The sequence below is a fragment of the Hyphomicrobium sp. NDB2Meth4 genome (genome assembly GCF_900117445.1).
Taxonomy (GTDB): domain Bacteria; phylum Pseudomonadota; class Alphaproteobacteria; order Rhizobiales; family Hyphomicrobiaceae; genus Hyphomicrobium_A.
Genome location: NZ_FPEJ01000013.1, coordinates 375774 through 399280, shown reverse-complemented (window position 1 = coordinate 399280; position 23507 = coordinate 375774). Strand labels below are relative to the sequence as shown.

At 63.7% G+C, this 23507-nt stretch carries 22 protein-coding genes, 1 tRNA gene and 1 pseudogene; 12 read left to right on the top strand and 12 right to left on the bottom strand.

The window, feature by feature from the left end:
• Positions 1 to 11 precede the first annotated feature (11 nt).
• Positions 12 to 686 carry a phosphoglycolate phosphatase gene (gene gph / locus NDB2M4_RS16835; RefSeq protein WP_072377147.1) on the top strand — a complete coding sequence of 225 codons (675 nt, stop codon included), beginning with the start codon at positions 12 to 14 and terminating at the stop codon, positions 684 to 686.
• Positions 687 to 738: 52 nt separating this feature from the next.
• Here gph and NDB2M4_RS16830 read toward each other — a convergent pair whose 3' ends face one another.
• Positions 739 to 3117: an efflux RND transporter permease subunit gene (locus NDB2M4_RS16830; RefSeq protein ID WP_072377145.1), complete on the bottom strand. Its 2379-nt coding sequence runs from the start codon at positions 3115 to 3117 to the stop codon at positions 739 to 741.
• A 232-nt stretch (positions 3118 to 3349) separates the two neighbouring features.
• Between NDB2M4_RS16830 and NDB2M4_RS16825 the strand changes: the two genes are divergently transcribed.
• Together NDB2M4_RS16825 and NDB2M4_RS16820 are read left to right on the top strand one after the other, a co-directional pair.
• Positions 3350 to 4348, top strand: a complete 999-nt coding sequence (locus NDB2M4_RS16825) for a hypothetical protein (protein WP_072377143.1) — start codon at positions 3350 to 3352, stop codon at positions 4346 to 4348.
• A 72-nt stretch (positions 4349 to 4420) separates the two neighbouring features.
• Positions 4421 to 4495, top strand: a tRNA-Val gene (locus NDB2M4_RS16820).
• Between the two features lie 52 nt (positions 4496 to 4547).
• On the opposite strand, the gene NDB2M4_RS16815 is transcribed toward NDB2M4_RS16820, so the two are convergent.
• The 3 genes from NDB2M4_RS16815 to NDB2M4_RS16805 all read right to left on the bottom strand — a co-directional run bounded on the left by NDB2M4_RS16815 (position 4548) and on the right by NDB2M4_RS16805 (position 7879).
• Positions 4548 to 6053, bottom strand: a complete 1506-nt coding sequence (locus tag NDB2M4_RS16815; protein WP_139247352.1) for a globin-coupled sensor protein — start codon at positions 6051 to 6053, stop codon at positions 4548 to 4550.
• Positions 6054 to 6265: 212 nt separating this feature from the next.
• Entirely contained in the window at positions 6266 to 6565 is a 300-nt protein-coding gene (locus tag NDB2M4_RS16810) for a hypothetical protein (protein WP_139247351.1), read from the bottom strand.
• Positions 6566 to 6700: 135 nt separating this feature from the next.
• The gene (locus tag NDB2M4_RS16805) at positions 6701 to 7879 is read right to left on the bottom strand and encodes a type III PLP-dependent enzyme domain-containing protein (protein ID WP_072377138.1); all 1179 of its coding nucleotides are present in this window, start codon (positions 7877 to 7879) and stop codon (positions 6701 to 6703) included.
• A 348-nt stretch (positions 7880 to 8227) separates the two neighbouring features.
• Here NDB2M4_RS16805 and NDB2M4_RS16800 point away from each other — a divergent pair, with 348 nt between their 5' ends.
• From NDB2M4_RS16800 to NDB2M4_RS16790, 3 genes and pseudogenes are all read left to right on the top strand, one after another.
• Complete coding sequence (locus NDB2M4_RS16800; RefSeq protein WP_072377136.1) at positions 8228 to 9892, top strand: thiamine pyrophosphate-binding protein; 1665 nt, start codon at positions 8228 to 8230, stop codon at positions 9890 to 9892.
• A 147-nt stretch (positions 9893 to 10039) separates the two neighbouring features.
• On the top strand, positions 10040 to 10246 hold the full coding sequence (locus NDB2M4_RS16795) for a hypothetical protein (RefSeq protein WP_072377134.1): 207 nt from the start codon (positions 10040 to 10042) through the stop codon (positions 10244 to 10246).
• Between the two features lie 137 nt (positions 10247 to 10383).
• A pseudogene (locus NDB2M4_RS16790) lies at positions 10384 to 11274 on the top strand (NAD(P)-dependent oxidoreductase); the annotation flags it as partial.
• Between the two features lie 15 nt (positions 11275 to 11289).
• Here NDB2M4_RS16790 and NDB2M4_RS16785 read toward each other — a convergent pair.
• On the bottom strand, positions 11290 to 11805 hold the full coding sequence (locus tag NDB2M4_RS16785; RefSeq protein WP_072377131.1) for an Lrp/AsnC family transcriptional regulator: 516 nt from the start codon (positions 11803 to 11805) through the stop codon (positions 11290 to 11292).
• A gap of 113 nt (positions 11806 to 11918) precedes the next feature.
• Positions 11919 to 12662, bottom strand: a complete 744-nt coding sequence (locus tag NDB2M4_RS16780; RefSeq protein ID WP_072377130.1) for an MBL fold metallo-hydrolase — start codon at positions 12660 to 12662, stop codon at positions 11919 to 11921.
• Between the two features lie 299 nt (positions 12663 to 12961).
• Here NDB2M4_RS16780 and NDB2M4_RS16775 point away from each other — a divergent pair, with 299 nt between their 5' ends.
• From NDB2M4_RS16775 to NDB2M4_RS16755, 5 genes are all read left to right on the top strand, one after another.
• A complete protein-coding gene (locus tag NDB2M4_RS16775; RefSeq protein WP_244536214.1) occupies positions 12962 to 14569 on the top strand; it encodes a sensor histidine kinase in 1608 nt (535 codons plus the stop codon).
• Positions 14570 to 14614: 45 nt separating this feature from the next.
• Positions 14615 to 14818 carry a DUF1289 domain-containing protein gene (locus NDB2M4_RS16770; protein ID WP_348533045.1) on the top strand — a complete coding sequence of 68 codons (204 nt, stop codon included), beginning with the start codon at positions 14615 to 14617 and terminating at the stop codon, positions 14816 to 14818.
• Positions 14815 to 15522 (top strand): retropepsin-like aspartic protease family protein, encoded by a 708-nt coding sequence (locus NDB2M4_RS16765; protein WP_072377126.1) that lies wholly within the window; start codon positions 14815 to 14817, stop codon positions 15520 to 15522. The genes NDB2M4_RS16770 and NDB2M4_RS16765 overlap by 4 nt, the downstream gene beginning before the upstream one ends.
• Before the next feature lie 57 nt (positions 15523 to 15579).
• Positions 15580 to 16155, top strand: a complete 576-nt coding sequence (locus NDB2M4_RS16760) for a TIGR02281 family clan AA aspartic protease (protein WP_244536213.1) — start codon at positions 15580 to 15582, stop codon at positions 16153 to 16155.
• A gap of 113 nt (positions 16156 to 16268) precedes the next feature.
• The gene (locus NDB2M4_RS16755) at positions 16269 to 17774 is read left to right on the top strand and encodes a phosphomannomutase/phosphoglucomutase (protein ID WP_072377124.1); all 1506 of its coding nucleotides are present in this window, start codon (positions 16269 to 16271) and stop codon (positions 17772 to 17774) included.
• 30 nt (positions 17775 to 17804) lie between these two features.
• Here NDB2M4_RS16755 and NDB2M4_RS16750 read toward each other — a convergent pair whose 3' ends face one another.
• Both NDB2M4_RS16750 and dusA read right to left on the bottom strand, forming a co-directional pair.
• On the bottom strand, positions 17805 to 18635 hold the full coding sequence (locus NDB2M4_RS16750; RefSeq protein ID WP_072377122.1) for a sulfite exporter TauE/SafE family protein: 831 nt from the start codon (positions 18633 to 18635) through the stop codon (positions 17805 to 17807).
• Between the two features lie 13 nt (positions 18636 to 18648).
• A complete protein-coding gene (gene dusA, locus NDB2M4_RS16745; protein WP_072377120.1) occupies positions 18649 to 19644 on the bottom strand; it encodes a tRNA dihydrouridine(20/20a) synthase DusA in 996 nt (331 codons plus the stop codon).
• Positions 19645 to 19899: 255 nt separating this feature from the next.
• Between dusA and NDB2M4_RS16740 the strand changes: the two genes are divergently transcribed.
• A complete protein-coding gene (locus NDB2M4_RS16740) occupies positions 19900 to 20316 on the top strand; it encodes a DUF2177 family protein (RefSeq protein ID WP_072377118.1) in 417 nt (138 codons plus the stop codon).
• Here the strand turns inward: NDB2M4_RS16740 and NDB2M4_RS16735 are convergent.
• The 4 genes from NDB2M4_RS16735 to NDB2M4_RS16720 are packed head-to-tail and all read right to left on the bottom strand — an operon-like array spanning position 20313 to position 23483.
• The gene (locus NDB2M4_RS16735; protein ID WP_072377116.1) at positions 20313 to 21353 is read right to left on the bottom strand and encodes an SAM-dependent methyltransferase; all 1041 of its coding nucleotides are present in this window, start codon (positions 21351 to 21353) and stop codon (positions 20313 to 20315) included. The genes NDB2M4_RS16740 and NDB2M4_RS16735 overlap by 4 nt on opposite strands.
• On the bottom strand, positions 21350 to 22174 hold the full coding sequence (locus NDB2M4_RS16730; protein WP_072377114.1) for a DUF1295 domain-containing protein: 825 nt from the start codon (positions 22172 to 22174) through the stop codon (positions 21350 to 21352). Before NDB2M4_RS16730 ends, NDB2M4_RS16735 begins: the two co-directional genes overlap by 4 nt.
• 5 nt (positions 22175 to 22179) lie before the next feature.
• Positions 22180 to 22824 carry a ChrR family anti-sigma-E factor gene (locus NDB2M4_RS16725; protein WP_072377107.1) on the bottom strand — a complete coding sequence of 215 codons (645 nt, stop codon included), beginning with the start codon at positions 22822 to 22824 and terminating at the stop codon, positions 22180 to 22182.
• Positions 22821 to 23483 (bottom strand): sigma-70 family RNA polymerase sigma factor, encoded by a 663-nt coding sequence (locus NDB2M4_RS16720; protein ID WP_244536211.1) that lies wholly within the window; start codon positions 23481 to 23483, stop codon positions 22821 to 22823. The genes NDB2M4_RS16725 and NDB2M4_RS16720 overlap by 4 nt, the downstream gene beginning before the upstream one ends.
• Between the last annotated feature and the right edge of the window lie 24 nt (positions 23484 to 23507).

Sequence of the window (23507 nt, the reverse complement as noted above, 5' to 3'; positions counted from 1 at the left end):
TTTGGGGGCTCATGAGCGACTTAACCCTGGTGTTCGACCTCGACGGCACGCTCGTCGACACGGCGCCCGATCTCGTGGCGTCGACGAACCACGTTCTCGATCACCTCGGCCTGCCTCGGGTCGATGAGATAAGCCTGCGCCCTTATGTCGGGCATGGCGCCAAGCACATGATCGAGAAGGCGATCGGCCCGAGGGGAGAGGCTTTGTCGGAGGCGCAGCACGCCGACTTGCTGGCGCTCTATCTCGACTACTACGGGGCGCACATCGCCGATGCGAGCCGGCCGTTCGAGGGCATCGTGCCACTCTTGGAGAAGTTCAAGACGCGGGGTGTGAAGCTCGCTGTGTGCACCAACAAGATGGAAGGCATGTCGCGGCTGCTGCTCGATGCGCTCGATCTGTCGCGCTACTTCGATGCGGTTGCAGGACGCGATACGCTGAGCGCGTCAAAGCCGCACCCGGACGCGTTGCTCGGCACAATCTCCCTCGTGGGCGGTGACAAGACGCGCGCCATCATGATCGGTGACAGCGGCGTCGACGTTGCGACGGCGAAGGCTGCTGGCGTGCCGGTGATCGGCGTCAGCTTCGGCTATACCGACACGCCGGTGTCAGCTTACGAGCCAGACGTCGTCATCGACCACTACCGCGAGCTGGAGCCAGCTATCGCAAGGCTGGTACCCGCGGCGTAGGTGAGACCGGCGGTTCACGCTTCGGGCTGATCGAGCCCGAAGCGAGCATGGTCTAGGTTTCAAGCGCTTCCTTCTGGACGGCCTCGTCGGCGGATGCTTTTGCGCGGCGTGGCAACAGCCTGCGGCCAACCATCAGCACCGACGGCAGAATGACGAGCTGCCCGATCAGCGATGCGAAGAGGCACACGCCCGCCAGCTCGCCGAAGAGGCGCAGTGACGGCAGGTGAGACAACATCGTCACTCCGAGGCCCAGCGCCAGCACGATGGTGGTGAGCACCACGGGCGGGCCGATGTGGTGGGCCGCGCGCATCAGAGCAGCATAGGTGGTCTCCTGCGTGGCGCCGATCCGTTCCTCTTCCAGGCGGAAGCGATTGAGGAAGTGGATGGTGGAGTCGATGGCGAGCGAGAACGCAACCGTGATCGCCACGATGGATGCGAACTGCAGCCCCTCTCCTGTCGCCCACAGGATCGCGCCGGTGGCGAAGATCGGGAACAGCGACGGCATGATGCTGGCGACACCCACCAGCACCGAACGCAGCGCGATGCCGAGGAAGATGAAGATGATGAACATGTCACCGACGAGACCCCAGTTGAGGTCCCAGATCAGCTTGGCCGAGTTGCGGGCAGCGATCGCCGGAAGCCCGGTGACCGAGATCTCATAGCCCGGATTGGCCTTGCGGATGGGCTCCAGCTCTTTGTCGAGGTTGTCGACGACGGGCAGGATCTCGCTGGCATCGACGTCGGGGAGACGCGCGGTGACGAGCACGGCCTTGCCGTCCTCGGCAATGAAGCGCCGCACGAGATGCTCGGGCAGGATGCCGACGTAGTGCTTGACGTTCTCGATGCTGTCGTTACCGGCGGCGGCGAGCCAGCGGCGCAAGCTTTCCAGCGACCAGACGTTGCCGAGGCCCGCACGCTTCTCAAGCACGTCATGGGCCTGGGCGATGGCCTGCAGCGTTTCGGGATCGTAGAGCGACTGGTTGCCGGTCCAGCGGATCATCACGTGCATCGGATTGGCGCCGGTGAGCTTAGAATCGAGGCGCCCCGTGGCGGCGAGCGCCTGCTCCTTGTCGGGCACCTGATCGGCCAGGCGATAGTGTGGCTTCAACTGGCTGTAGGCGATGCCGCAGAGAACAGTGGCGATCAGCGCCAGAGTGAAGAAGACGGGGGCATTCGCAGCGACGGTGCGGACGATCGCATCGGTGATCTTCTGCAGCCTGCCGACGCCGCCCTGCTCCTGCACGTGGGGGTCGATGGCTGCCGCCTTCTCGCGACGGACGAGCAAGGCAGCGAGGGTCGGCACCACGACGGCGACGGCGGTATAGGAGATGCCGACCGCCATGAGTGCGGCAAAGCCGAAGGTGCGGATCAGGGCCGAGTCTGCGAAGGCGAACGAGACGATGGAGATCGCCTGGTTCATTGCCGTCAGAAGGCACGCCGGGGCCACGTCGAGAACGGCGTTGCGGGCGGCCTCGATGCGGCCCATGCCGGACAGGATATCGCGCCGGATCGACATCACGAGATGCATCGAATCCGAGAAGCCCGACACCAGGATCAACGGCGTGATGACGTTGATGAAGAGGTTCAGGCGGAAATCGAGCGCGCCGAGAACGCCGAGGGTCCAGAAGATGGCGATGGCGGGTCCGAGAACGGCAATGATGGTGAGCGATAGCCGCCTGAAGAACATATAGGCGATGCCCATGCCGACAACGAACCCAAGGCCGTTGTAGACGAGGCGGTCGCGCTCGACGGCGTTGCGGATCTCGAGCTGCATCACAGGCGCGCCGGTGAGCTTGGCGGTTAGCCCGCTGTCAGCCAGCTCGGTCTCGACAACGGCATTGATCTCGCCGATGACGGTGCGCGCGCTCTTCTCGTGCACGGTCTTTCGATCCAGCGCGATAACGATCAGCGCAAGCTCGCCATCGTCGGAGAGGAACTTGCCTTTGACGATGTCGTTCGACTTGAGCGCGGCCAGCATCGCGTCGTACGCGGGGCCGGCGGGCGGCAGTTCATCGGGGACAAGAGGCGGCGCGTAGCCGGTGGCGTCAGGCTTGTCGCGCGCGGACAGCATGGAGACGAGACCGGCGACCCCGTCGACCAGCTGCAGCTCAGTGGTCAGGCCGGCGAAGGTCTCAAGTTCCTTGTGCTTGAGAAGATCCTTTCCCTCGACGACGACGAGAACGTCGAACTCGCTCGAGGGGAAGCGGCGGTCGATCTCCTCGTAGCGACGGAACTCCTCGGTGTCGGTGCGGAAAAGCTCGGAAAGAGAATCATCGACCTGCAGGCGCGACAGGCCAATGCCGGCGAGGATCGTCAGGAGAATAATGACGCCGAGCGAAACAAGCGGCGCTTTGAGCGCGATGAGGCCGATGCGGTCCAGGCCGAACGAAAATAGGAACGATCGGCGCGGCTCGTCCTTGTCGGTTTCCATAGTTCCCCCAACGGCGCATCATTCGGCTTGGTTTACGGTGCCGGTGCTCAGTTGTCCCGGGCAAGTTGGCAACGCCGCTCAAGGAATCGGCGGATGCGGCGGGATCGTTGCATTTGCGGCGCTGACTGTGAAGAGCCGTGGGCGAGGCTTCTATGCAACGCCCTGTGCCCCAATATGGCCGTAAGAACCGGCTCCTTTCGCCGGCCTCGTCATATCCGCCTGGACACCCCTCATGCCGCTGCCGATTGCGCTGCCTTCGATGATCACAATTCTGGCGCGCCGGCCCAGGCAAGCGGGCGGGGCTGCCCTGGTTGCGGCGATCCTGTTCGCCTTTGCCATGGTGGCACCGGCCTCGGCGACCCCGCAGCAGGCGCCCAATAGCCGGGTGGTGCTCGACCTTCCCGCGGGCTACACGCCATCGCCGCTGTTCTCGGGGTTCCAGAACGACGCGACGGGCGTTTCGTACGTCATCTTGGAGGCGCCGGTCGGCGAGTACGACAAGATGGCGCAGGGATTTACGCCGGAAGAGCTGGCCAAGCGCGGCATCACCCACGTTGAAAAGGGCTCGCTCGACCGCAGCGACAAGCACATCTACATGCGTGCGCGGCAGAAGTCGGAGGCGGGGACCTATGCCAAGTACTTCGTGCTGTTCCAGACCGCCGATCAGACGGTGCTGGTGTCGGTCAACGTGCCGACGCTGTCGCTCGACGACGGCAGCGTGAAGCCGGAAGTCATCGAGCACGTGCTGGCGACGGCCAAGACCACCGAGAAGCCGGCGGTGCGCAACCTGTTTTCACTCACCTATCTCGGGCCGTTCAAGGAAGCGGGAACGCTGGTCGGCACGAGCAAGGTCTATACGCTCGACGGGCGCCTCGATCCTGATCGCACCGGCGAGACGCGATCAGCGTTCATGGTCGCGCCTTCGCTCGACAAGCGTCCTGTGGCGGACCCGGCCAAGCTGGCGACGGCGCTGCTGGCCAGCATGCCCGGCTATAAAGACTTCAAGATCGGCGAGCCGCGTTCGATCAACATCGGTGGGCTAGACGGCATCGAGCTGGAAGGCGAAGCGGCCGATGACGACCATGGCACACCACTTCATCTGTACCAGGCGATGTTGCTGGGCAAAGACGGCGGCTACTATCGCCTGATCGGCATCGCGACGCCGCGGGACAAGCCGCAAATCGCGGCCGAGTTCCCAAAGATCGCCCATTCGTTCGCGTTGCTGCCGTAAGCGGGCACCTTGACAGGGTGAAGGGGCGCTCGCATAAGGACGCCCCGGTCACATTTCATATTCCGGCACGGCGGGCGGTTAGCTCAGCGGTAGAGCACACGCTTCACACGCGTGGGGTCATAGGTTCAATCCCTATACCGCCCACCATTCTCCCTTACAGGTCAGCCTTCCGACGCGAGCGTTTGCGGCTGCGCGCAGGTTAGGCTGCGCGGGGACGCACGGGGGTGCGCGACGGCGCCCTCGCCTTTTCCACCTCGAAGGTGTCGAGCAGGCGATTGAGGTCGATGGTTTTCTGCGCCAGGGCGTGACTTGCCGCGGTCGCCTCCTCGGCCATGGCGGCATTCTGCTGGGTGACACGGTCGATCTCGCCGACGGCGCCATTCACTTCCTGCAAGGCTTCGACCTGCTGCACGGCGCCGTTGGCGATGTTGCCGACGACGGCGTTGAGATCTGCCACCTGCCCGACGATGCGCTCGAACGCCTGCCCGGTCTGCGAGACGAGGTCGACGCCCTCCTTCACCTGGGCGGTGGAAGTTCCGATGAGCGTCTTGATCTGCTTGGCGGCGTCGGCCGAACGCTGCGCGAGCGCGCGGACTTCCGAGGCGACGACGGCGAAGCCGCGGCCGGCTTCACCCGCGCGCGCGGCTTCGACACCGGCGTTGAGGGCGAGCAGGTTGGTCTGGAAGGCGATCTCGTCGATGACGCCGATGATGTCGGCGATCTGACCGGACGACTTGTCAATCGAGCCCATGGCCTCGATGGCGGCGCGGGCAACGGAGCCACCGCGCTCAGCATCGCCCTTGGCGTTGGCAACGACATCGCGCGCGTGAGCGGCGCCTTGGGCTGCGTTCTTGACGGTGGCGGTAATCTGCTCGAGCGCCGCGGCAGTCTCCTCGAGGCTGGCGGCTTGGCGCTCGGTGCGCGAGGAAAGATCGTCGGCGGCGGCGGAGATCTCCTGCGTGCCCGACTCGATCACCTGGGCGTCGAGGCGGATGGTCGACATGGCCTGCTGCAGGCGTTCGACCGTCGAATCGAAGTTCTCTTTGATGGCCGCGAACTCGGGTGCGAGGGACGCCTCAATCCGGGTGGTGAGGTCGCCGGCAGCGAGGCGGTGCAACCCCTCGGCCAAGGCTGCGAGAGCTGCTGTCTGGTTCTTCTCGGCTTCGAGGCGAGCCTGCTCGGCGATGGTGCGCTGCTCGTCGAGGGCTTCGAGGTAGGTGGAGATTGCCAGGTCCATGTCGAGCATGACGGCTTTGACGAGGGTCGCCAATGCGTCGGCCATGCCCTTGGCGTTGGACTTCGAAAGCCGCATCAACGTTGGCCATTGATCGTTTACCACGGCTGCGATGAGCTGCTCGGTGATCAGCGCGTATCCGCCGATGTACCAGCGCGGTTCGAGACCGAGCCGGGCATGTGTGCGGCCGATGGCGCGCACCTTTTCTGCGTACTCGTTACCGAATTCGGCCGACGCAATCGACCGCCAGTGCTCGATCTGGCGGTTCTTGGCAGCTGCCATGTGCGCCGTATCAGTGAAGTGCCTGCTCGTTGCGGGGACGCGTGACGCCTTATCGTAGAAGACATCCAGTGCGCTGCCGATGTGCTCGGAGATAACCGGTTGCAGATCGCGCAGCATGGCTCGCGTCCGCTTATCGAAGCCCATAAAGCCTAGTCTGTCGTCAATCCCGACTGCGCGCGTGCTCTTCACGACTATCCCCGGAAGCCATTGTTCGCTGGGCCGCTAGCAATCGAACCTACAGAGCCGCCCCTCGAGAGGATGTCATTCCATGCGCATGCTAATCCTCCGTAAATGGATTCGCGTGCGGATGACTTAGATCATTCGAAAGGCTGTGCGGCGGCGATCGGGCGCAGGCCGCGAAGCCCGCGCACCGATGGCGTTTGGGCAGATGCCTCTCAAGCCTAGTTGGGTGAGCCGCCCATGCGGCGTGGATGGCGGTAGTAGCGCGGTTCGGAACGCTTCAGCGGGCACAAGCTCATGGGATTATATCGGGAACAGCACTTCGGCTGTCCGGTTTGCGCATCGATCGCGGTCTGGCCCGGAAGGTTACACGGACCGCCTGCCTGCTCGGTGTTGTAGTCCCAATTTCCCGGATCGCCGTTGCCATAGCCGAGATATTCGGCGGACGCCGAGGTGGGGATTACGCATTGGAACATCATGCCGGCGCCGGCGCACAGGCCGATCATCATTGCCCTGTTCATAGTTGTTTCACTCCCTGGTTGGTGCCGCTCGCGACACCTGTCCCCTTGAGAGCGGGCAATGTTTGATCTGGTGCGGAGGAATGCCGCAGGCAAGCCTCGCCAACCTTACGGATTGGCGAGGTCGCTATGGCGACGTCAGCGGCGGGCGGCTGTCGATGCCTCGGCGGCTTCCTCGCCGTACATGGTGAGCATCGGCGGATCGAGGAGGATGACCTCGTCGTATTCGCCATAGCCGTTGAAGCGGCCGGCGATGGCGCGCGCATAGGCGCCCATGTTGCCGATCTCGATGTAGTCACCCTCGCGGATCGAGTCGGGCAAAAGGAACGGGCCCTTCATGTAATCGATGGAGTCGCACGTCGGCCCCCAGAACTGGAAGGGCACGAGCGGGTCCGACGCATCGACGCTGCGGGAGATGAGACGCGTGGGGAAGATGAAGCCGAGGTGCGCGGCGTCGAACAGCATCCCGTAGGAGCCGTCGTTGATGTAGAGGCTGTTGCCGCGTCGGGCGTCGACGCGCACGATCAGGCTCTCGGCCTCGGCGACAAGCGCGCGGCCGGGCTCGCACATCAGCTTGATGTTCTCCTTCACCGGCAGCGTCTCTACGCCGGCGGAGATGACATCCATGAAGTCCTGCAAGGGCGCGGGATCGGTGTCCGGGTAGCGCGAGGGAAAGCCGCCGCCGACGTCGAGCCGGTCGATCATGACGCCGGCTTTCACGATGAGGCGGTGCACCTCGCCCAGCGCGGTGACGTAAGCGTCGGGCGTCGATGTCTGCGAGCCGACGTGGAACGTGATGCCCAGCTCGGCGGCAGCCTGGCGCGTCTTGACCAGCAGACGCGCGGCGTCGGCGCCGGTGATGCCGAACTTGCGCTCAAGCGGGATGCGGCTGTTGATGGCGGGCACGGCCACGCGGACCCAGAGGATCAGGTCGCGGGCGCCATCGGTGCAGGCGATGATCTTGTTCAGCTCGTCCTCGCTGTCGAGGGAGAACGAGCGCACGCCAAGGTCATAGGCGCGGCGGATGGCGTGGCGAGACTTCACCGGATGCATGAAATGCAGGTGTGCGTCGGGGATCGTCGCCGCGTCCTCGATCTCGGGCAGGGAGGCGACGTCGAAGTGACGGATGCCCGCGCCGTAGAGCGCTCCGATGAGGAAAACCGAGCTGTTCGCCTTGTAGGCGTAGGCCACGTCGCCGGGGAATTTGTCGATGAACCATCGCGCCGCACGGCCCGCAGCACGCGGCCGAAGTCCTCGCACCGGCCGCTCGGGCCGGCACTTGTCGATCAGTGCAGTCGCAGAGGAGAGCTTCTCCATCGCATAGGACCTCCACCGCCCGTGGGCGCACACGAGCAATTGCTAGAAAGCAGAGACCGCCAAAAAACGAAGAGGGGTGCATTTAGGGGTCCCCTCCCCCCCTGTAAAGACCTTTCTTATGACAGGGGCGCGAAAGCCCAACCGCTAAGCTGCACGGGGGTTCCAAAGTTGTAAACGCAGTCCACGACAAGCGGCATGGCGGCGCGGTGATCCATGTGGGTTCGCAAAGGGCTCCCCGATCGGGCTACAATCGTAACCGAACCGGCGGTTAGGGCTGTCCTGCAGCGTCAAAGCCCGCCTAAAACAGCTCAAACTCAGCGAATGGCACGCGGCGGTGAAGCGTCTTTAATGCGTACAGGGGGCAAGATCCTAATCGACCAGCTCGTCGCTGAGGGCTGCCGCACGCTTTTCACAGTGCCGGGCGAGAGCTTCATCGTGGCCCTCGATGCGCTGTTCGACGAGAGCGCGATCCGCACAGTGGTTTGCCGCCACGAAGGCGGCGCGGCGATGATGGCCGAGGCGACGGGCAAGCTAACGGGGCGGCCGGGCGTCGCCTTCGTGACGCGGGCGCCGGGTGTCACCAATGCCGCCAGCGGGGTCTATGTCGCACACCAGGACGCGACGCCCATGGTGCTGCTGGTCGGCCTGATCGAGCGCGAGCACGAGGGACGCGGGGCGTTCCAGGAGATCGATCTTCAAGCGATGTTCGGCGGCGTCGCCAACTGGGTGGGCGTGGTGCGCGAGCCCGAGCGCATTCCCGAATATGTCGGCCGTGCGTTTCAGGCGGCGACCTCGGGCCGGCAGGGGCCCGCGGTCCTCGGACTGCCGACCGACGTGCTGTCGGCGATGGACGTGGAGGCGCCTGTCGTTGCGGAGGCTGCGAAGCATGCAGCGCCCGTTCCCTCATCCAGCGAGATAACGAAGCTCAAGGCCAGGCTGGAGACTGCCGAGCGACCAATCGTGTTGCTGGGCGGAGGCGGATGGAGCACGGCAACGGCAAGCGACATCGCCAAGTTCGCGGCGGCGTTCGACATGCCCGTGGCGACGGCGTTCCGGCGGCAGGATCACTTCGACAACCGGCACCCATGCTATGCGGGGCATGCGGGCATCGACATGGATCCCAAGCTCGCCTCGGCGATCCGCGGTGCGGACGTGCTGCTGGTGATCGGCGAAGCGCCGGGGGACATCACAACGGCGGACTACTCGCTGATCGAGACGCCGCGGCCGAGCCAGTTCCTCATCCACGCGCACCGCTCGCCGACCGAGATCGGCCGCCTCTACCGCGCCGATATGCCGATCATCGCGGCGCCGGAAGCGATGGCCAAAGCGCTGGCGCGCATGAAGCCGCCGGTGAAGCGCCGGTGGGCGAGACTGCGGCGTGATCTGCGGGCGAGCTATGAGCGGTCGCTGAAACCGCTGGCGACGGTGGGCAGCGTGCGGCTCGAACAGGTGATCACCACACTGTCGCGAGAGTTGCCGGACGAGGCGATCGTTACCAACGGTGCGGGCAACTACGCAGCGTTCGTTCACCGCTACTTCCGCTACAAGGGATGGCCGACGCAGCTGGCGCCAACGTCGGGGTCGATGGGTTACGGGCTGCCAGCGGCGATCGCCGCCAAGCTGCAGCATCCCGATCGCCCGGTGATTGCACTCGCCGGGGACGGCTGCCTGCAGATGACGGTGCAGGAGCTGGCGACGGCGGTGCAGTACGCGTTGCCGATCGTGGTTATCGTCGCCAACAACGGCATGTACGGCACGATCCGCATGCACCAGGAAAGCCGCTTTCCCGGACGGGTCGTGGCGACGACACTGGTGAACCCGGATTTCGTCGCCCTGGCGCGCAGCTATGGTGCCCAGGCCGTGCGCATTGAAAGCACGCAGGAGTTCCTGCCCGCACTGAAGCGGGCTCTCGTTTCCGAAGTTCCGGTGCTGATCGAGCTGTGCATCGATGCGGAAGCCATCAGTGTGAAGCGCACGCTGTCTCAGGTTCGCGGCAGCAATCGCCCGGAATAGCGCTCCGCCGCCGCAATAGTAAATACTTCGTTAAAACTCAAAGCCTTGCGTTAGCCAATGACGCGAGATCGAGTTAGACTAACGAGGCGTTATCGGTTACAAAAACCTCAACTCGATCGCAGACTCTCACCCCCCGAGGGCTCGAACATGGATCTTCAGACAGTCAAATCGCAGTACGGCGCGCACTGGGCGTGGGCGCGTACGGGCGCGCTGATCCTTTTCCTGGTGACTGCGCTGTTGCTGGCGATTTCGCTCACTAGTGCAAAGCAGACCGACACCGCTCAGGCATCACTGAAGACGAGCACGACGATCTCTTCGCTGCTCAAGTTTGCTCGTTCATCGCGGACGAGCTGATCGCCCACGCACACTACTCCCCACAAAAGCATGATCCCCTGGCCTCGGGTCCGATCGGACGCCGGGGCCGATTTTTTCCAAGTGCTGGCGGCCGGCAGCGATGCTAGAGCCCTTCACGTCAAACACAGCGGAGACTTGCGATGGCAAGGGTTGCCTGGATCGGGCTCGGGGTCATGGGATTTCCCATGGCCGGACACCTTCTCAAGAAGGGCGGGCATGACGTCACCGTTTACAATCGCAATCCCGCAAAAGCGCAGGCGTGGGTGGAGGCGTATGGCGGACGCAGCGCGCCGACACCGGCTTCAGCTGCGCTGTCGGCCGACTTCGTCTTCTCCTGCGTGGGCAATGACGATGATCTTCGCCAGGTGACGACAGGTCCGGATGGCGCATTCCGCGGCATGGGCGCAGGCTCCGTGTTCATCGACCACACCACGGCGTCGGCTGAGGTGGCGCGCGAGCTCTATGCGGCTGCGTCGGCTCGCGGCATCGCTTTCCTCGACGCGCCGGTCTCGGGCGGCCAGGCTGGTGCGGAGAATGGAGCGCTGACCGTGATGGTGGGCGGCGACGGCGAGCCGTTCGAGCGTGCCAAGCCGCTCATGTCGTCGTATGCGCGCGCTGTGAACCTCATTGGCCCGTCGGGCGCAGGACAGCTCACCAAGATGGTCAACCAGATCGCGATTGCCGGTCTGCTGCAGGGCCTCTCGGAAGCCATCGCGTTTGCCGAGGCGTCAGGGCTCGACCTCAACCTGGTGATGGAGACGATCTCCAAGGGTGCGGCCCAGTCATGGCAGATGGACAACCGCTGGCGCACAATGCACGAGGGAAAATTCGACTTCGGGTTTGCTGTCGACTGGATGCGCAAGGATCTGGCTATCTGCCTCGATGAAGCGCGTAGCAACGGCGCCAAGCTGCCGGTTACCCGCCTGGTCGACAGCTTCTATGCCGAGGTGCAGGGCATGGGTGGCGGCAGGTGGGATACGTCCAGCCTGATCGCGCGGCTGAAGAAGTCGCCTCCCAAAGCCGGCTAGGCGGAGCGGAAAAGTTCAGCGGCGCTTGCGCTTCTCATCACCGTCGGAGGTACCTGAGTCTTCTCCGGCGCGCGCGAACTGCAGCGGCAGCGCCGTGGTGTACTTGATCTGCTCCATGGCAAAGGCCGAGGACACCTTGGCGATCTCGATACGCGAGATGAGCTTCTTGTAGAAGACGTCGTATGAGCCGATGTCGGGAACGACGACGCGCAGCAGATAGTCGATCTCACCGGACATTCGATAAAATTCGACCACCTCGGGGAAGTCGGCGACGGCCGCATGGAACCGCTCCAGCCATCCGAGGCTGTGCTGGTCGGTCTTGATGGATACGATGACGGTAACGCCGGCGTTGACGCGTTCTGCGTCGAGCACGGCGACGCGGCGCATGATGACGCCAGCCTCTTCCAGCTTCTGAATGCGGCGCCAGCACGGGGTCGTCGAGAGCCCAACCTCCTTGCCGATCTCCGCGACCGGCCGGGTGCAATCCTCCTGGAGAATGCGCAGAATCTTGACGTCCATTTCGTCGAGCATTGGAGGCCTGAAATTAGGTTTCAAAAATCACTGCAAACAGGAATAAGCTGCCTTTTCATGTGCAGGTCAAGCGGCGTTTTCGTAATCAGGTTCTATGGGCAAGGATTGTTCGCTCATACGGACACGCGCAGCCCATCCTCGGCGAGCAGCACTCTGGGATCGCGCACCGCGGCGCGATTGGCGAGCATGTCGGGTCCCATGTGCGTGAGCATCAGGCGCTTGGCGGCCAACTGATCGAGGTGGCTCTCGATGTCGCGCCAGCACATGTGATGTCCAGTCGGTGTGAGGAAGCCAAAGCACTCGGCGATGAAGAGATCAGCGCCGTTGGCTGCAGGCAGAAGGTTCTCGACCCACTTGGTGTCCCCCGAGAACGTGATCACTTTACCCGCGCACTCGAGACGCAGCGCATAGGGCGTGGCTCCAGACGGATGCTGCACTTCGAAAGGCGTCACCGTTACGTCGCCGAAGGTTGCTGGGACCCCGGCCGCGTGCTCGAAAAACGTCATCTCGAAGCGGCGATCGACCTTTGTGGAGTTCGGGAACAGCGCCTCCGCAGCAGTGGCAAAGCGCTGCTCGATGCCAGCCGGTCCGACGATGGTGAGCGGAGCGGTCCTGCCGGTCACGTAGTGGGCATGCAGCAGCCACCAGATGAGGCCCGCGAAATGATCGCCATGCAGATGTGAGATGAAAATGGTGCCGACGCGATCGGGGTCGAGGCCAAGCTTCTGCATGCCGATAAGGGTGGTCGCGCCGCAGTCGATGAGGAAGTCTCCGGCTGCCCGCTGCACGTGATAGCTCGTCTGCAGGCGCCCCCCCGACCCGAACGCATCGCCCGAGCCAACCACTGTCAGCTGCATAGGTGCCTCTTCGGCAGCAGAAATCCATCAAGGCCGCGCATCGGCTCTCGTGTTGCAGCGGCACTTGCTGGTGAGGATCGGAATTGGCGCATCGGGAGGGAGCCTAATGCCCGCCGGGGCGGCCAGCAATGGAGCGATGTGTGACCTTCTGGGCCGTTCCGCACACAAATGCGCGCATCTCGTTGGCAAAAAATTCATTACTAAACACTTAGTTAGTAAATCCTGCCGAGATTTAGGAATAACATTCGAGACCGCTTGGTGCGGTCGACTTTTTCCCGTCCCGCGTGAGCCAGATGTCGATGAGCGCCATACCCGAGGATGTTGCGCGCCGCAAAAGCCGGCATGATGCCCGTGCGCGCGCTTACAGGGATCTTTCCGAGCGGCGTGCGCGGCTGGCAGCCGGCACGTCCATCAAGCCTGAGTTCGAATACGAACTGCTGACGATGTTCGCGCGCAACGAACTGGGCGCCGCCGTCACGATGCCGGTGCTCTATTCGCTGTTCGCGCTCGCCTGCATGTTCTGGGCGCCGACGGTGGACGCCATCGTGTGGCTCGTTACCGTGATCGTCGCCAAGGTGCTGCTGCTCGATCAGGCGCGCCGGTTTCTGCATCAGCCGCAGGCGCAGCTCAACATCCGCATGTGGCGGCGCCGGTTCGTACTCCTCGAGCTGTTCAACGGCCTTGCCCTCGCCGGCTTTGCCTTGGTTGGCGTGCGCGAGACGCTCGGTGCGCCAACGGACATGGTGTTCTCTTCGCACGTCTTTATTTTCGCGACGCTGATTGTCGTGCTGGCGATACGCACGATGTTCGCAGCGACGCTGCCGGCCATCTTTTATGCTGGCACGGTGCCGATGACGCTGGCCGTGGTCGGGCGGCTGTTGATGCTCGACAACTCGTTCTATCTGGCGCTGGCGACGATGGCGGTGGGCATCCACCTCTACTTCACGTTCCTGGCGCGCGGGCTACGTTCGACCGTGCTGTCGATGCTCGAATACCGCGCCGAGAAAGACGCGCTGATCGCCGAGCTCGAGGAGCAGAAATCCGTTTCCGACGAGGCGCGCCGACGGGCCGAGGCTGCAAACAGCGCCAAGTCGCGCTTCCTTGCCACCATGAGCCATGAGCTGCGCACACCGCTGAACGCGATCCTCGGTTTCTCCGAGGTCATGAAGGAAGAGATGTTCGGGCCGCTCAACAACCCGAAGTACCGCGAGTACACGGAGAACATCCTCGAAAGCGGCAAGCACCTTTTGCACCTGATCAACGAGATTCTCGACCTGACGCGCATCGAGTCGGGCCGGTATGAGCTGCACGAAGAGCCCCTGCGTCTGGCGGACGTGATCGACGAATGCCACCGGCTGTTGAAACTGCGCGCCGAGGGCAAAGGCATCGAAGTCGTCGAAGAGACCGAATCCGACCTGCCGATCGTGTGGGCGGATCAGCGAGCGATGCGCCAGATCTGCCTCAACCTGATGTCGAACGCGTTGAAGTTCACGCCGAAGGGCGGACGCATCACGCTGAGCGTCGGCAAGATGCCCGATGGCGGGCAGTACCTTGCCGTGCGCGACAATGGCCCCGGCATTCCTGAGGACGAGATCCCGAAGGTGCTGCAGGCTTTCGGCCAAGGCACGCTGGCACAGCAGACCGCCGAGGGTGGCGCGGGACTTGGCCTTGCCATCGTGCAGAACCTCATCGAGTTGCATGGTGGCAATCTCGATCTCAAGTCGGAGCTGCGCAAAGGCACGGAGGCGAAGGTCGTGTTGCCGGCTTACCGCGTGCTGCAGTCGATGGGGCCGCTACAGCCGCTGGGGCGCGAAACCCACCGCATCAAGGGGATGGCGCCGCGCCCTCCCCGCCCCGCTCGGGTGCGGGCCCGTGCCGAGGGCGGCGATACGGCCGCGTTCGGCTGACGGGGAAGCGTTGTACTTCCGTCTGGCCGGCGCTAAATACGCCCGGTGAGCACCATTCCAAATCGCCCCAATATCGAGACGCCTTGTATCAACGTGTGCGAGATCGACCGGCCGACCGGTCTTTGTCGCGGTTGCGGGCGCTCGGTCCCTGAAATCGCGCGCTGGTCGAAGCTGACAAGCATCGAGCGGCGCCAGATCATGAACGAGTTGCCCGCACGCAAGGCGGCGCGGCTAGGCGGTGCGCGATGAGAGCGTGGCTTGTCCTGGCGCTGCTGGTGGGCGCCGGCGCGTTCCTGCTGCTGAGGGCCGATGCCGATCTTTTGTCGGGGTTGGGCACGGGCGAGATCCTGAGCATCGTCGCCGGACTGCTGCTGGCGGGCCTCTATATCGTCAGCCTCATCAACGATGGGCAGACGCGGCTGATGCAGGCGCTGCGCTACGTGGTCGTATGGCTGGCGATCGGCTTCAGCCTCATTGCCGGCTATTCCTATCGCGAGGAGATTTCTGCCGTCGTCAGCCGTGTCGGCGGCGAGCTTATGCCATCGGGTCAGGTCGTCTCGGTCGATACGGGCGATGAAGGCGAAACGGCTGTGCGGGTGCGGCGGCGGCTCGATGGGCACTTCGCCGTTCGCGCATCCGTCAACGGCCAGTCGATGACGCTGATGGTCGATACCGGAGCGTCGTCGGTGGTGCTGAAGCCGGCGGATGCCGAACGCGCGGGCATCGATCTGAGCAAGTTGTCCTATACGGTTGCGGTCGATACGGCGAACGGAACGACTTACGCTGCGGCCGCGCGGATACGCACTCTGGCCGTCGGCCCGCTGATCGTGCGCAATGTCGATGCCCTGGTCGCCAAGCCCGGTACGGTTAAGGAAAACTTGCTTGGTATGAGTTTTTTAAGGCGTTTGCGATCCTATGAGTTCGCAAACGATTATCTGACGCTAAGGGGCTGATACGCGCTGCTGATCTGGCGCGGGTGGCGCCTTAGAGACGAGCATCGATCCCTCTGCATGACCATGACGCCGGGCACGAGACAATTGCTGCGGGAAGCCGTGAGCTGGGGCGTCGTCGCCGTTATCGGCGTCGCCGCGCTGTCGCACTTCGAATCTCTGAAATCGGGCGCCGAGCGCATGTTCGGGCTGCCGACGAGCGATGAGATTGCGGCTATGCAGGCGACTGGCACGCAAGCCAGCTCGGCTCACAGCGGCAACTCCGGCTCGGTCGTGGAGATCGATGCAGAGCGCAATGGCCATTTCAATACCGAAGCCGACATCAACGGCCGCCCCATCGAGGTGATGATCGACACCGGGGCCACCATGGTGGCGCTGTCCTACGAGGACGCTGAGGCCGCCGGTATCTATCTGAACGACGCTGACTTCACGCGCGCGGTATCTACGGCCAACGGCGTGGCGCGGGTGGCGCCTGTCACCCTCGATAGGGTATCCATCGGCGATATCACCGTGCGCAACGTGCCCGCTGCAGTGGCCGAACGCGGGCGCCTCAAGACCTCCCTGCTGGGCATGAGCTTCCTGTCACGGCTATCACGGTTTGACATGCGGTCCGGCCGTCTGGTGCTGCAGGAATAGCAGCTGCATTCTGCCACAATCCCGTGCGTCTTTGCCGCCGCCCGGCCGGGATCGACAGCGCACCTTCGTGCGTTTAAACCCACCCGAATAATCCGGCCGCCAGGAGATTTTCGATGCTGCCGCCGCCGCGCGCTGATTTGAAGCCCAACACCTACGACTTTGAACGTCTCCCCCTCGTCAAGCCGACCGGATTTCGCGAATACGACGCGCGCTGGCTGTTCCCGCAAGAAATCAATCTCTTGGGTCTCACGGCGGTGGGGCTTGGCATGGCGACCTTGTTCACCGAGCGGGGCGTGCCGAAGCGCCTCGTGACCGGACACGACTACCGCTCATACTCGGCGTCGGTGAAACAGGCGCTGATCAACGGACTGCTGGCTGGCGGTTGCGAAGTCTATGACATCGGCCTGGCGCTTTCGCCGATGGCCTACTTCGCTCAGTTCGATCTCGACGTCGAAGGCGTGGCGATGGTCACGGCCTCGCACAACGACAACGGCTGGACCGGCATCAAGATGGGCATGGCGCGCCCGCTGACCTTCGGTCCCGACGAGATGAGCCGTCTGAAGGAGATCGTTCTCTCCGGCGCGTACAAGACGGCCGACGGTGGCAAGCTGATTTTCGTGCCGGATATGGCCGAGCGCTACATCAAGGCCCTGGCCGACCGAGCGCCGCTGAAGCGCAAATTGAAAGTGGTCGCGGCGTGCGGCAACGGCACGGCGGGCGCGTTTGCTCCGAAGGTGCTGGAGGCGGTCGGCTGCGAGGTGATCCCGCTCGACACGAACCTCGATTACACGTTCCCGCGCTACAATCCCAACCCTGAAGACATGAAGATGCTGCACGCCATCGCCGAGGCGGTGGTGAAGCACGGCGCCGATGTCGGTCTCGGGTTCGACGGCGATGGCGACCGCTGCGGCGTGGTCGACAACGAGGGGCACGAGATTTTCGCCGATACGGTCGGCGTGATGCTGGCGCGGGATATCTCAGCCCGGCACAAGGACGCGGTGTTCGTCGCCGACGTCAAATCGACCGGTCTCTTCCTCACCGATCCGGTGCTGAAGGCGAACGGCGCCAAGGCGCTCTACTGGAAGACGGGCCACTCGTACATGAAGCGCTACACCTTCGAGCAGAAGGCGCTGGTGGGCTTCGAGAAGAGCGGGCACTTCTTCTTCCAGCCGCCGCTGGGGCGCGGCTATGACGACGGCATCGTTGCGGCGCTCGCGGTTTGCGACATGCTCGACCGCGCCGGCGGTAAGACCATGGCCGAGCTGAAGCGCGAGTTGCCGAAGACGTATCAGTCGCCGACGATGTCGCCGCACTGCGACGACGAGAAGAAGTACGGCGTCGTCGACCAGATGGTCGAGCACTACAAGAAGGTGGCTGCCGATGGTGGCACTGTCGCCGGGCAGAAGATTCGCGACCTCGTCACGGTCAACGGCGTGCGCGTGACGCTGGAAGACGGTACGTGGGGGCTGGTGCGCGCTTCGTCCAACAAGCCGGAGCTGGTGGTGGTCGTCGAAAGCCCGACGTCGGAGGCCAACATGAAGGCGATCTTTGCCGACATCGACCGCGAGCTGTCGCGCTTCCCGGAAGTCGGCGAATACAATCAGAAGATCGCCGTCTGACCTAGCGTGGATGAGCGCCCGGCGCGGCGTTCACCACAGCAGGTCGATCAGGAAGCGCGTGGAGATCGTCGCCAGGAACGCGGCGAACGCCAGCTCCAGCGTGCGGCGGGGAATGCGGTGGGCGAGGCGGACGCCGAGGGGCGCCGCCCACACGCTCAACGGCGCGACGATCACCGCGGCAAGCAGGTTGACGTAGCCGATCGAGAACGGCGGCAGGCCGGATGCGTCCCAGCCAGCCCACATGTATCCGATGACGCCGGGAATGGCGATCAGCGGCCCGACGCCCGCGGCGGTCGAGACCGCCTGCAGGATCGGCTTGCCGAACAGCGTCAGCAACGGCACCACGAATGTCGCGCCGCCGATGCTCATGAGGGTCGAGATGAATCCGACGAGCAGGCCGCCGATCTGCGGCCAGGGCGAAGGCGGCAGATGATCTGAAATGCGCCAGTCCTCGCGGCCGAGCGCCATCTTGATGGCGACGGTCGTCGCGGCGATCACCCATACCCATTTCAATGCTTCGCCGCTCGCAACCTTTGCCGTTATGGAGCCCAGGACGACTCCCGCAACGACATAGGGCGCCACGAGCTTCAAGAGCGGGATATCGACCGAGCCGCGCGCGCGATGGCCGGCGAATGATTTGAGCGAGGTGGGGACGATGATGGCGAGGCACGTGCCCAGCACGAGATGCATGCGGATGGCGGGATCGACATCGAGCGCGCGGAGCGCTTCGTAGAGAACGGGAACGATGATGCCGCCGCCGCCGATGCCGAGAAGGCCGGCAAGGAAACCCGCAACGAGGCCTGCAACGAGCAAGCCGGCGATGAGCGCAGCAAGGCCGCCCGCGGAAAGCCCGATCTCCATCTGACGGAAACTCCTATTCGGCGGCGAGCGGCTGCCAGGATGGATCGACGAGCGAAACGGCTTCCAGCAGCGTTGCGATCGTCGCATCGGCGCGCGGGGCGTTCTCGCTCAAGTGACGTCGGAAAAGGCGCGCGCGCGGCTCGCCGTGGAACAGACCGAGCATGTGGCGGACGACATTGTTGAGGCGGCCACCGCCGGCCAAGTGCCGTTCGATATGCGGGATGATGCCCTCGATGGCGTCGATGCGCGAGGGAACGGGCGCTGCCGGATCGAAGAAGCGGCGGTCGACATCTGCGAGCACGTACGGCGTCTGGTAGGCCGCGCGGCCCAGCATGACGCCATCGACGTGCTCAAGGTGCCGGGCTGCGGCGTCAAGGTCGGTGATGCCACCGTTGATGATGATGGTCAGCTCGGGATGTTGGGCCTTCAAACGATAGACGCGATCATAATCGAGCGGAGGGATTTCGCGGTTCTCTTTCGGCGACAGTCCTTTAAGCCAGGCCTTGCGGGCATGGACGATGAAAGTGCGGCAGCCGGTGCTGGCGACGATGGCGATGAAGCGCTGCAGATCGCTCTCGCTGTCCTGATCGTCGATGCCGATGCGGCATTTGACGGTGACGGGTACGTCGACTCGGCCCTGCATGGCGGCGACGCATTCGGCGACGAGGTCGGGCTCGGCCATCAGGCAGGCGCCGAAGCGGCCTTCCTGCACACGGTCGGACGGGCAGCCGACGTTGAGATTGATCTCGCAATAGCCATAGGGGGCGCTGATGGCGGCGGCTTCGGCGAGCGCCTTGGGGTCGGAGCCGCCAAGCTGAAGCGCGACCAGCCCCTCCTCGTCCGAGCGGCCAAGCAGGCGTGCGCGGTCGCCGAAGAGGATAGCCGGTGCTGTCACCATCTCGGTGTAGAGCAAGGCATGGCGCGTCAGCTGACGGTGGAAGGCGCGGCAGTGCCGATCCGTCCAATCCATCATGGGAGCGACAGAGAACCTATGCGCGCCGGTGGTCAAGCGGTTGCCTTGCGTTAAGCGCCGCGAGACGTGCGGCCCGTCCGCTTACCTAAGCCACCTCGCCGCATTTGGCGAGCGCAGGGCCGCCGCACCACCAGCGGTCCAATATCGCGGGGCGCCCCACTTAGTTCCTGGGTGCTGGCCAAGTTCACGGTCAGATGTCGGGCCGTTTTGGGACCATCAGGCAAGAATGGCGTGATCTAAACCGCCCTGTCGCGCGTTTTCCATTCATAGATGCCAGGCCGCGGAGGATGCATGCTGTACGCAATCGCATATGCACTGACGTTCGTGATCTTTGCGGCCTTCGACATGCTCTGGCTTACGACCATGGGGGCGAAGCTCTACAAGCAGACGCTCGGCGACATTCTGAGCGACGAAATCCGTATGCTGCCCGCCTTTGCCTTCTATCTGATGTACCCGGCAGGTCTCGTCATCTTTGCGATTGCGCCGGCCCTGAAGGGCGGGTCGCCCTGGATTGCGGTGTTTTACGGCGCGCTGTTCGGCCTCTTCGCGTACGGAACATACGAACTTACCAACTACGCCACGTTGCGTAACTGGACGCTGCAGATCACAGTGATCGATATGGCCTACGGGCTGATCGTCTCTGGCATGGTCGCAGGATTGGTGGCCGTGCTCGCCGCCATGATCGGTCAGCATTTCGGTATCCGCTAAAAGCCGCGCAAGCCGGGCGGCTTCAATCGGTAGTGGGCGACGCCCCATTCGCGCCCGTCCGCGTAGCCGAACAATCCTGATGTTGCGAGGAAGAAGAGCCGCCACCGGCGAACCCACATATCAGTCTCGGGGCCGTAAGTCGGCTGCAACACCTCTTTGACGCGCTGCCTGTTCGCATCGAGGTTACGCAGCCAATCGCGCGCGGTATGGGCGTAGTGTGTGCCCGGCCACCACCAGCTCTGCTCGACCTCGAATAGATCGGCGAACTCGTACATCAGCTTGCGGCTTGGCATCATGCCGCCAGTGAAGAAATGCTGGGCGATCCAGTCAGACGGATCGCCGTGGTCAAAGCGGTAGGGCGCGGCGCGATGCGCGAAGACGTGCACGAAAGCGCGCCCGCCGGGGTTCAACCACGTGCGCATGCGCGCAAGAAGTGTGCGCCAGTTTTCCATGTGTTCGAACATCTCGACCGAAACGATACGGTCGAATGTCCGCTCCGGCGCGAACGTGTTCACATCTTGCGTTCGCACCTCAAGATTCGTCAGTCCGAGCAGCGCCGCTTCGTTCTCGATAAATGCCCGCTGCGAAGCTGAATTGGAAATGGCCAGGATGCGAGACCGCGGATTTCGCGTCGCCATCCAAAGCGAAAGGGAGCCCCAGCCGCAGCCAAGTTCCAGAATGTCCTGTCCGTCGCGCAGATCGGCGTGCTCGGCGGTAAGCGCAAGGCTCGCGACCTCAGCGTTGGAAAGAGTATCGTTCGGATTGACGTAATAGCAGCAGGAGTACTTGCGCCTCGGTCCCAGGACAATGTCGAAGAATTGAGCCGGGACCTCGTAGTGCTGTGCGTTGGCGTCCTCGACGAACGAGGCGATGGGCTGGTCGCGCATGTCGGCGGCGAAGCGCCGGGTTGCCTGCGAACCGGCGCCATCGAGCGCCCGGCTGGTTCTGCCGACAAGCGCCTTGATACCGTACCGGGTCAAGGCATCGGGAAGAGACAAGCGGTCGGCGGCCGTCGTTGCCAAGGCGGCAAGGTTCATGTCGTTGCACCTCGCTTAACCGGAGGAAGTGGAAAGAACGGGCTCGTTCTTTGTTGGTAGGATTTGTACGCCGCCCCGCGCGTGCGCAGCATGTGCTCTTCGAGCGGCGGGATGCCGGAAACGTGGACGAGGATCCAGTACATGCACGCCGGCGCAACCAACGCGAGCCAGCCCCATGGGTAATCGCCCGACAGATTGATCGCCAGCAATGGGAGCGCCGTCCAACCCAGCCATTCGAAAAAGTAGTTCGGGTGCCGCGAGTACCGCCACAGACCCACGTCGCAGATGCCATGAGCCCCGTGCGAAACGGCGCGGAACTGGCGCAACTGCTCGTCAGCAACAGCCTCTCCGGCGATTGCGGTGATCATAACCAGAATGGCGATCGCGTCGCCGATGCGAAGCTGGGGATCTGGATTGTGCGCAGCGATGAACGCGGCCGTCGCCAGGGGAATGCTGATGAGCGCCTGCTTCTGCAGCAGCCAAAACATCTCTGACCGCGCCGATGCGCCCCAACCGTCGATCAGCGCCGCATAGCGGGGATCGTCGGTAATGCCCGCGGTGCGCCGGGCGATGTGCAGACCAAGCCGCAGTGCCCAGGTCGCCAAGAAGGCGGCAACGACGAACTGGCGCCAGGAATGCTCCATGTGTGCCACAGGAGCGAGGGCTGCCGCTGCGCCGACCATTCCCAAACCGAACGTCCATACTGTGTCCACCCAGCCGGAATTGCCCGTGCGCTGCTGAATGAGCCAGGCCAGGGTCATCACAGCCGAAAGAGCGAGAGAAATGAGGACGAACGCCTGAAGAAACGCGGTCACGGTCATAGCGATCACAAGCGTACTAATGGTTGGATGAGACGTCCCAAGAACCCGCGCAACCGGATGTTGCCTTCCATTGCGACGAGGCAGATGCACTCCTCGCCTTCCTCGACGGCGGGACGGTGCTCGACAGTGTCGTCAGCGTCGTCACAGTCACCGGCTCCGAAGCGCCCTCCTTCGTGGCGGAACGCGCCTTGCAGTATGACAGTCAGCTCGGTCCCATCGTGCGTGTGCTGAGGCAGCTGCGTGCCCGGCGCTGCTTTCAGCAGGAAGACACGCATAGGTCCTTGTTGTGAGAGCGTGACGCTGCGCCAATAGACGCCCGGTCCGATCCAACGCCAGCGGCCAAGCTGATGTGGCGCAAGGGCACGGATTTGCACGGGCAGGTCATTAGCTGCTTGCGCACGCGGCGCGGGCTGGCTGACTTCGCTTTCATCGAGGCGTGAGAGTACGCGTTCCAGCGCGTGTTCTCCCAGCGGCGCTGCTGGCAGACCGTCCAGGTAGGTCCCGCCCGCAATTTCGAGGCCAGCCAGCAGCCGCCGGCAGGACGGACACATTTCCAAGTGCGCCGCAACAACGAGGCGCATGCCTTCGTCGAGGGAGCCCGAAAAATATTCGAGCAGCTTCTCTTCCTTCGGATGGTGGGTCGGAGTCATGCGACCTCGTCGAGCAGCGCGCGCAGTCGAAGAAACGCCAGCCTGATACGCGACTTCACGGTTCCAAGCGGCAGCTTGAGGATTGCCGCTATTTCTGCGTGGGGGCGGCTTTCGAAGAACGACAGGGTGATAACTTTGAGTTGCTCTGGCGACAGCTGCGCCATTGCGGACCGGACTTTCTCTTCCAGCTGCACGGCGTCGACGACGGCCTCGGGAGCATCGACTTCTGCTGGCTCGACCGCGAACTCAGTGGCGATACGATCTGCTCTCTGCGCCCGCCGCGCGGCGTCGATGCGCAGGTTCTGCGCAATTCGAAAGACCCATCCGGAGGCGCTCGCACCTGCGGGATCGAACAGGTACGCCTTTCGCCACACGATGAGCATTGCTTCCTGCGCCAGCTCCTCGGCCAGTTCGGCTGGTGTTCCCCCCCGAAGGAGGAATGCCTTAATCCGCGGAGCAAAGTGATTGAACAGCTCAGCGAACGCGATCCGATCACGATTTTTCGCCACCGCGACGATCAGAGACGCATGATCGTGCGTGGCAATGGCGCTTTCGTCAGGCATGAGTTGGAGCCATGGAGCTCGTGCTGATGAATGGCGGTTCCGGATCACGATACATGATCCGGATAGCTTTGGAGTCACCCTGACTGTCAAGCCCATAGCGCGCATGCAGCATTAACGTCG

Coding starts and splice junctions, on each gene's coding strand:
- gph (WP_072377147.1), top strand. CDS start 12: ATGAGCGACTTAACCCTGGTGTTCGACCTCGACGGCACGCTCGTCGAC.
- NDB2M4_RS16830 (WP_072377145.1), bottom strand. CDS start 3,117: ATGGAAACCGACAAGGACGAGCCGCGCCGATCGTTCCTATTTTCGTTC.
- NDB2M4_RS16825 (WP_072377143.1), top strand. CDS start 3,350: ATGCCGCTGCCGATTGCGCTGCCTTCGATGATCACAATTCTGGCGCGC.
- NDB2M4_RS16810 (WP_139247351.1), bottom strand. CDS start 6,565: ATGAACAGGGCAATGATGATCGGCCTGTGCGCCGGCGCCGGCATGATG.
- NDB2M4_RS16805 (WP_072377138.1), bottom strand. CDS start 7,879: ATGGAGAAGCTCTCCTCTGCGACTGCACTGATCGACAAGTGCCGGCCC.
- NDB2M4_RS16800 (WP_072377136.1), top strand. CDS start 8,228: ATGCGTACAGGGGGCAAGATCCTAATCGACCAGCTCGTCGCTGAGGGC.
- NDB2M4_RS16795 (WP_072377134.1), top strand. CDS start 10,040: ATGGATCTTCAGACAGTCAAATCGCAGTACGGCGCGCACTGGGCGTGG.
- NDB2M4_RS16785 (WP_072377131.1), bottom strand. CDS start 11,805: ATGCTCGACGAAATGGACGTCAAGATTCTGCGCATTCTCCAGGAGGAT.
- NDB2M4_RS16780 (WP_072377130.1), bottom strand. CDS start 12,662: ATGCAGCTGACAGTGGTTGGCTCGGGCGATGCGTTCGGGTCGGGGGGG.
- NDB2M4_RS16775 (WP_244536214.1), top strand. CDS start 12,962: ATGAGCGCCATACCCGAGGATGTTGCGCGCCGCAAAAGCCGGCATGAT.
- NDB2M4_RS16765 (WP_072377126.1), top strand. CDS start 14,815: ATGAGAGCGTGGCTTGTCCTGGCGCTGCTGGTGGGCGCCGGCGCGTTC.
- NDB2M4_RS16760 (WP_244536213.1), top strand. CDS start 15,580: ATGACCATGACGCCGGGCACGAGACAATTGCTGCGGGAAGCCGTGAGC.
- NDB2M4_RS16755 (WP_072377124.1), top strand. CDS start 16,269: ATGCTGCCGCCGCCGCGCGCTGATTTGAAGCCCAACACCTACGACTTT.
- NDB2M4_RS16750 (WP_072377122.1), bottom strand. CDS start 18,635: ATGGAGATCGGGCTTTCCGCGGGCGGCCTTGCTGCGCTCATCGCCGGC.
- NDB2M4_RS16740 (WP_072377118.1), top strand. CDS start 19,900: ATGCTGTACGCAATCGCATATGCACTGACGTTCGTGATCTTTGCGGCC.
- NDB2M4_RS16735 (WP_072377116.1), bottom strand. CDS start 21,353: ATGAACCTTGCCGCCTTGGCAACGACGGCCGCCGACCGCTTGTCTCTT.
- NDB2M4_RS16730 (WP_072377114.1), bottom strand. CDS start 22,174: ATGACCGTGACCGCGTTTCTTCAGGCGTTCGTCCTCATTTCTCTCGCT.
- NDB2M4_RS16725 (WP_072377107.1), bottom strand. CDS start 22,824: ATGACTCCGACCCACCATCCGAAGGAAGAGAAGCTGCTCGAATATTTT.
- NDB2M4_RS16720 (WP_244536211.1), bottom strand. CDS start 23,483: ATGGGCTTGACAGTCAGGGTGACTCCAAAGCTATCCGGATCATGTATC.